The sequence below is a fragment of the Olsenella sp. An290 genome, assembly GCF_002159535.1.
Classification (GTDB): Bacteria; Actinomycetota; Coriobacteriia; order Coriobacteriales; family Atopobiaceae; genus Thermophilibacter.
The window spans coordinates 43,083-50,103 of sequence record NZ_NFIU01000014.1 but is presented as its reverse complement, the minus strand read 5'-3'; the positions used below and the strand labels follow the sequence as shown (position 1 = coordinate 50,103).

The following is a 7,021-nucleotide window of genomic DNA, read 5'->3' as shown; positions in this document are numbered from 1 at the left end:
GAGGGGGGCGGGGGAGCGGCCCGCCGCGCGGCAGGTCCCGGCACCGCGCGGCGTGCGCCGCGAGCCTGCCTACGCGAGGTTGTAGAACGCCGCGCGGCCCGGGTACGTCGCCGCGTCGCCGAGGGCGTCCTCGATGCGCAGCAGCTGGTTGTACTTGGCGACGCGGTCGGTGCGCGCGGGCGCGCCGGTCTTGATCTGCCCCGCGTTCACGGCCACCGCGAGGTCGGCGATCGTGGTGTCCTCGGTCTCGCCGGAGCGGTGGGAGACCACGGCGGTGTAGCCCGCGCGCTTGGCGGTCTCGATGGCGTCGAGGGTCTCGGTGAGCGTGCCGATCTGGTTCACCTTGATGAGGATGGCGTTGCCGGCGCCCAGCTCGATGCCGCGACGCAGGCGCGCGGTGTTGGTGACGAAGAGGTCGTCGCCCACGAGCTGGACCTTCTTGCCCAGGCGCTCGGTGAGCTTGACCCAGCCGTCCCAGTCCTCCTCGGCCAGGCCGTCCTCGATGGAGATGATGGGGTACTTCTCAACAAGCTCCGCCCAGTAGTCCACCAGCTCGTCGGACGTGAGGCTGCGGCCCTCGCCCTTGAGCTCGTAGCGGCCGGTCTCGCGGTCGTAGCACTCGGAGGTGGCGGGGTCCATCGCGAACATGAAGTCGCGTCCCGGCTCAAAGCCGGCGGCCCGCACGGCCTCCATCAGGTAGACGAAGGGCTCGGCGTTGGTCTTGAGGTCGGGCGCAAAGCCACCCTCGTCGCCCACGCCGGTGGAGAGCCCGGCCTTCTTGAGGGTGTCCTTGAGCGTGTGGTAGACCTGCGCGCACCAGCGAAGGCCGGTGGCAAAGTCGGGCGCGCCCACGGGCATGATCATGAACTCCTGGAAGTCGACGTTGTTGTCCGCGTGGACGCCGCCGTTCAGGATGTTCATCATCGGGACGGGGAGGGTGTGCGCGTTGGGGCCGCCGAGGTAGGCGTAGAGCGGCAGGCCCGCGGAGGCCGCGGCGGCGCGCGCGATGGCAAGCGAGCACCCGAGGATGGCGTTGGCGCCCAGGCGACCCTTGTTGGGGGTGCCGTCGGCGGCGATCATGGCCTCGTCGGCGCCGCGCTGGTCGGTGGCCTCGCGGCCCACGAGCACGGCGGCGAGCTCGTCGTTCACGTGCGCCACGGCCTGCGTGACGCCCTTGCCCAGATAGCGGTCCTTCTCGCCGTCGCGCAGCTCGACGGCCTCGAACTCGCCGGTGGACGCCCCAGACGGGACGATGGCGCGGCCGAAGGAGCCGTCCTCGAGCGTGACCTCCACCTCGACGGTGGGGTTGCCGCGGGAGTCCAGGACCTCGCGACCGTACACCTTTGCGATCTTGCTCATGGTGAGTGCCTTTCTGTTTAGGTTGGCTAACTCTTCCTTCCTCAGAGTATACCCAATCTAACTTGAACTATGCGCCAGGCGAGAAGAACCCCGCCTCCCGCGCCGGTTTGTCACGTGGGCGTGACAAGTTCCCCGACACGGTCACGCTGCGTCGCGGCCACACGATATACTGCACTGTGGCAGATGGCGGGCGTTGCGCGATTCAACCCGCACGCCCCGGACATGGAGGTAGCATGGGAGCGTTCTTTGGCGCGGTCTCGCACCGTGACGTCGCACTTGACGTGTTCTTTGGCGTGGACTATCACTCGCACCTGGGCACGCGGCGCGCGGGCATGGTTTCGCTTCGCGAGAACGGCGGCTTCAACCGCCAGATCCACTCGATTGAGAACACCCCCTTCCGCACCAAGTTCGAGCACGACCTCCCCGAGCTCTCCGGCACGTGCGCCATGGGCTGCATCTCCGACTCCGACCCGCAGCCGCTGCTCGTGCGCTCGCACCTGGGGCTCTACGCCATCTCCACGGTGGGCGCCATCGTCAACGCCGACGAGCTCGTGGCGCGCTTCGAGGGCAACGGCCACCAGTTCATGGCCACGAGCTCGGGCGCGGTGAACGTGAACGAGCTCGTTGCGGCGCTCATCAACACGCAGGGCTCCCTCGTGGACGGCATCCGCTACGCGCAGGACCAGATCGAGGGCTCGCTCACGCTGCTCATCATGACGGAGTCCGGCGAGCTCATCGCCGCGCGCGACAAGATGGGCCGCCTGCCGGTGCTGGTGGGCAAGGACGACGACGGCTACTGCGTGTCCTTTGAGTCCTTCGCCTACGGCAAGCTCGGCTACGCCGACGAGTACGAGCTGGGCTCCGCGGAGATCGTCAAGATCACGCCCGACGGCTACGAGACGCTCTCCGAGCCGCGTGACGAGATGCGCATCTGCGCGTTCTTGTGGGTCTACTACGGCTACCCCAACTCCAACTACGAGGGCGTGAACGTCGAGGTCATGCGCTACCGCAACGGCGCCATCATGGCCCGCGACGAGCGCGCGGCGGGGCTTCTGCCCGAGGTCGACTACGTGGCCGGCATGCCCGACTCGGGCCTGCCGCACGGCATCGGCTACGCCAACGAGTCCGGCGTGCCGCTCGCGCGTCCCTTCGTCAAGTACACGCCCACCTGGCCGCGCTCCTTCATGCCCGCCAACCAGGAGGTCCGCAACCGCGTGGCCAAGATGAAGCAGATCCCGGTGCCCGAGCTCATCCGCGACAAGCGGCTGCTCCTCGTGGACGACTCCATCGTCCGCGGCACGCAGATGCGCGAGACGATCGACTTCCTGCGCGACACCGGCGTCTCCGAGGTCCACATGCGCTCGGCCTGCCCGCCGATCATGTACGGCTGCAAGTACCTCTCGTTCTCCCGCAGCCGCTCCGAGTACGAGCTCATCGCCCGGCGCAAGGTCCGCGAGCTCGAGGGGGACGAGGGCGAGAAGCACCTCGAGGAGTACGCCGACGGCCGCACCGAGCGCGGGCGCTGCCTGCTGCGCTCCATCTGCGAGGAGATGGGCTTCGACTCCCTGGAGTACCAGAGCCTGGACGGCATGCTCGAGGCCATTGGCATCGACCGCAAGAAGGTCTGCACCTACTGCTGGAACGGCAAGGAGTAGCGACGGGGCAGGCTCTCGCGAGCGCCCCCGCCATCGGCCCCGGCCGGCTGCCGTCACGGCTGCCCGCCGGGGCCGACTCCCGTTGGCGCCTGCCGGCCGCGCCGCTCCCGGGCGCCCGGCGGCAATATGTGACTAGACAGATAGCATATTGGGTAGAACACGGCTAACAAACGCCGTCGCAAAGGAGTCCCCATGAGCTACCTGGACGTCATCAACCGTCGTCGCAGCGTCTACGCGCTCTCTGACCAGCTTCCCATCCCCGATGAGGAGCTCGTCCGCACCGTCGAGGAGGCGGTCGTGGCCTCGCCCTCTCCCTTCAACGTGCAGAGCGGCCGCGCCGTGGTCCTTCTGGGCGGGCAGCACCGCGCGCTGTGGAACGAGGTCGTGCGCCCCGCCCTCGAGGCCGTCGTGCCGGCAGGGTCCTTCGCCCCGACGGCCGAGAAGCTCGCCGGCTTTGCCGCCGGCGCGGGCACGGTGCTCTTCTTCGAGAACCGCCCCGCCGTCGAGGACCTCAAGGCGCGGTTCCCCACCTATGCCGCGGCCTTTGACGGCTTTGCCGAGCACGCGCTGGGCATGGTCGAGGTCAACGTGTGGAACGCGCTTGCCGAGAGGGGCGTGGGCGCGAGCCTCCAGCACTACAACCCGCTCATCGACGATGCGGTCAAGGCCCGCTGGGGCGTTCCTGTGGAGTGGGCGCTCGCCTCGCAGATGGTCTTCGGCGGGATCTCCGCGCCGGCGGCGCCGATCGAGAAGCTCCCCGCGTCCGAGCGCGTTCGCGTGGTTCGCTAGCGACCGCCACAGGCGTCGCCCGCCTTGTCGGGGCGGCGCGCCAGATAGCCCTTGAGCCCATGGCGCGCTAGCAGTTGCCCACAAAGACGTGGGCAAGGTGGCGGCGGGCGACGTCGGCCAGATGCCGCACGGTCGAGACGGGCGTGGGCGGCCGGTCGGCCATGCGCCAGCACGGGAAGAAGCGCGTCACGTGATAGGGGACGTCCCCCAGCCCGGCGAGCCATCGGGCGATGGCCTCGCCCTCGCCCTCGGAGTCGTTCATGCCGGGGATGACGAGCGTGGTGACCTCCAGGTGACAGGTGGGGTCCGCCGCGAGCCGCTCGATCGTGGCGCGCACGCGCGAGAAGGAGCCCGGTGCGGCCCCGCAGGCGTCGTAGAAGGCGTCCGAGAAGCCCTTGAGGTCGATGTTCGCCGCGTCGACGAGCCCCGCGAGCCCGTCGAGGACGCCCGGCTCAACACACCCGTTTGACACGAGCACGTTGACGAGGCCGGCCTCGTGCGCCAGCCGCGCGCAGTCGCGGACGTACTCCCAGCAGACGAGCGGCTCGTTGTAGGTGTAGGCGATGCCCAAGACGCGCGGGTCGCGCCTCCGCGCCTCGGCGGCCAGCGAGACCAGCTCGTCCGGCATGACCTCGCGCCAGCGCACGTCCTTCTCGCCCGCCTGGGAGATCTCCCAGTTCTGGCAGAAGGGGCAGCGCAGGTTGCAGCCGTAGCCCCCGACGGAGACCACGTACGCGCCGGGCATGAAGCGGGCGAGCGGCTTCTTCTCCACGGGGTCGAGCGCGATGGAGGTCACGCGGCCGTAGCCCTCCGGCACGACTGCGCCGCCGAGGCTGCGCCGCGCGCGGCAGGCACCGAGCGCCCCCGGGCCAAGGTGGCAGTGACGGGGACAGACGTCGCAGATGGCGGTGCCGGCGCGGGCGACGCGGCACCCCTCGCCCGCGCTCACCGGTGACGCTCCACGACAAAGCGCTCGAGGGCGACGCCCTCCTCCGTGAGCGCGATGCCGCCCTTGCGCGCGGCGATGCGCAGCTGCTCCTCGACGGTGTCCACGCCGTCGAGGTCGGGGAGGAGCAGGCCGCGCCTGCCGTCCGGCGCGCTCACGATCACGCCGTAGCGGCGCGGGTCCAGCTCCTCGGGGTCGCGCACGGGCTCCGGCGCGCCGAGGACGTCGACGTCGTAGACGAGCTCGGGGAGCTCGTCGGCCGTGACGGGCGGGAAGCGGGGGTCGTGGAGGCCGGCCGAGACCGCATTGGCCACGATCTCCTCCGCGAGGCTCGCGCGCGTGGGCGCGATGGTGCCGATGCAGCCTCTCAGCTGGCCGTTCTTCTTCAGCGACACAAAGGCCCCGGCCTGGCGCGAGAGCAGCTCCGGGGGAAGGCCGTCCGGGACGGGCAGGCGCCGTCCCGTGCCCACGCGATGCTCGAGCGAGGCGCGCGCAAGCGCCACGTACGCGTCCTCCCCGGCGCGGCGCCGCTCCATGTCCGCGGCGTGCCAGGTCTCGTATGCCTCGCCGAAGGCGCGGGAGGGGTCGCTGCCGGCCGCACCGGAGGGCAAGAAGCACGCGACGCCGTAGCCCACGCCGAAGGGGCCCTCGTAGGAGAGGAGCTCGGCCGTGACGGGCGTGCGGTCGAGCGCGCCCGTCATGATCTGGAAGGAGCGCAGGCCGCACTCCGCGGCGCGCTCGCAGAGGCTGGGGTCTGCGGTGAGCAGCTCGAGGAAGGCACCGGAGCCGAGCGCCCTGCAGGCGAGCTCGTCAAAGACGGGCCCCTCCGGGGCGAACCCGTACGGTCCGTCCTTTGCCAGCTTGTGCGAGAGGTCTCCCGAGGCCACGTAGGCCACGCGGCGCCCCAGGCGCTCGGCCGCGCGCGCGACCAGCTGGCCCAGGCGGTAGTGCTGGAGCGGGGAGAGGCCGGAGATGCCCATGCGCACCACGCGGTAGGGGGTGGGCTCGCGGTGGTCGGCGCGCAGCTCCGCATAGGCGTCCTGTATGAAGTGGAGCGGCACGAGGACGCCCCAGTCGAGCTCGCGCTCCCGCTCGCCCGCGGTGCCGGCGGGCAGCCCCTCCTCCCGCGCGAGGCGGCAGAGCTCGGCGACGAGCTCCTCGTCGTAGGTGACGCCGGAGCCGTCCGCGGCGTCACCGAACTGCGCGAACGTCCCTCTCGCGCCCGGCCCGGGCGCGATGTGGAGGTAGTCGAGGTACATCGCCGTGTGCGGGCTCGAGATGACGACCGTGTCCGGCCCGAGCTCGGCGATCCGCCGCGCGACCTCGCGGTATGCGTCCACGGTGGACGGGATCTCTCGCTCGCGGCCGTGCCCCACGCCGGGGACGACGAGCGGCGGGTGCGGTACGGCGGCGGCTATGACGATGGGCATGCGGGCCTCCCCCCAGCGGCGGCGATCGCGTCGGATTTGTGTGTCGCGCGTTGCGCCTGGTACCATTGTGCCCAGGGAGGCCCGGTCGGCGGGCACGAATGGGCGAGTGGGGGAGAAGCGACATGGTTGTGGCACTGACGGTCCTGGGTGTTGCCTCCGCGGCCTACGGCGTGGCCATGGCGCTGCTCTACCCGGCCGGCGGGTTCTTTCTCGTGTGGCTTGCCCTCGCCGCGGCCCTCCTCGTGGCCGCGCGCGTGCGCTGGGCCCGCCGTGCGATCGTCGCCGCGCTCGCCGCGCTCGCCGTGGTGGCGGGCGGGCTCTGCGGGGTCATCGCCACGACGGCCGCGGCAGCCCCGCCTGCGGGCCTCGACTACCTGGTCGTGCTGGGCGCCGGCCTCCGACCGGACGGCACCCCGAGCGAGGCCCTCGCGTTCAGGCTCGACGCGGCCCTCGACTACCTGGGGGACAACCCCGAGACGACCTGCGTCGTCTCGGGCGGGCAGGGCTTTGGCGAGGTTCGCCCCGAGGCCGACGCCATGTACGACTACCTCATGGAGCACGGCCTCGAGGAGGCTCGCGTCATGCGCGAGGACCGCTCCACCACCACGGCCGAGAACGTCCGCAACTCCGCCGCGCTCCTGCCGGAGGGCGCCTCGGTGGGCGTGGTCACCAACGACTTCCACCTCTACCGTGCCCTGCGCATTGCCGAGAAGAACGGTCTGAGCGCGGCCCACGGCCTGGCCGCGCCCTCCAACCCGCTCTACCTGCCCCAGAGCGCGCTGCGCGAGTGCGCGGCCATCGTGAAGGACGCGCTCGTGGGGAACCTGTAGGGATGCGCGCCG

General features: G+C 71.0%; 6 protein-coding genes. 3 read left to right on the top strand and 3 right to left on the bottom strand.

Features of this window, described 5'->3' with window-relative positions:
* Positions 1-69 precede the first annotated feature (69 nt).
* On the bottom strand, positions 70-1,359 hold the full coding sequence (gene eno / locus B5F84_RS07835) for a phosphopyruvate hydratase (RefSeq protein ID WP_087322499.1): 1,290 nt from the start codon (positions 1,357-1,359) through the stop codon (positions 70-72).
* A 233-nt stretch (positions 1,360-1,592) separates the two neighbouring features.
* On the opposite strand from eno, the gene B5F84_RS07830 reads away from it, so the two are divergent.
* Together B5F84_RS07830 and B5F84_RS07825 are read left to right on the top strand one after the other, a co-directional pair.
* Positions 1,593-3,014 carry an amidophosphoribosyltransferase gene (locus tag B5F84_RS07830; protein ID WP_087322497.1) on the top strand — a complete coding sequence of 474 codons (1,422 nt, stop codon included), beginning with the start codon at positions 1,593-1,595 and terminating at the stop codon, positions 3,012-3,014.
* 192 nt (positions 3,015-3,206) lie between these two features.
* Positions 3,207-3,803 (top strand): nitroreductase family protein, encoded by a 597-nt coding sequence (locus tag B5F84_RS07825; protein WP_087322495.1) that lies wholly within the window; start codon positions 3,207-3,209, stop codon positions 3,801-3,803.
* Between the two features lie 67 nt (positions 3,804-3,870).
* Here B5F84_RS07825 and amrS read toward each other — a convergent pair whose 3' ends face one another.
* Together amrS and amrA are read right to left on the bottom strand one after the other, a co-directional pair.
* On the bottom strand, positions 3,871-4,752 hold the full coding sequence (amrS, locus tag B5F84_RS07820) for an AmmeMemoRadiSam system radical SAM enzyme (protein ID WP_087322493.1): 882 nt from the start codon (positions 4,750-4,752) through the stop codon (positions 3,871-3,873).
* Positions 4,749-6,179: an AmmeMemoRadiSam system protein A gene (gene amrA, locus B5F84_RS07815; RefSeq protein WP_087322491.1), complete on the bottom strand. Its 1,431-nt coding sequence runs from the start codon at positions 6,177-6,179 to the stop codon at positions 4,749-4,751. The genes amrS and amrA overlap by 4 nt, the downstream gene beginning before the upstream one ends.
* Positions 6,180-6,301: 122 nt before the next feature.
* On the opposite strand from amrA, the gene B5F84_RS07810 reads away from it, so the two are divergent.
* Positions 6,302-7,009, top strand: a complete 708-nt coding sequence (locus B5F84_RS07810) for a YdcF family protein (RefSeq protein WP_158094519.1) — start codon at positions 6,302-6,304, stop codon at positions 7,007-7,009.
* Positions 7,010-7,021: the final 12 nt, after the last annotated feature.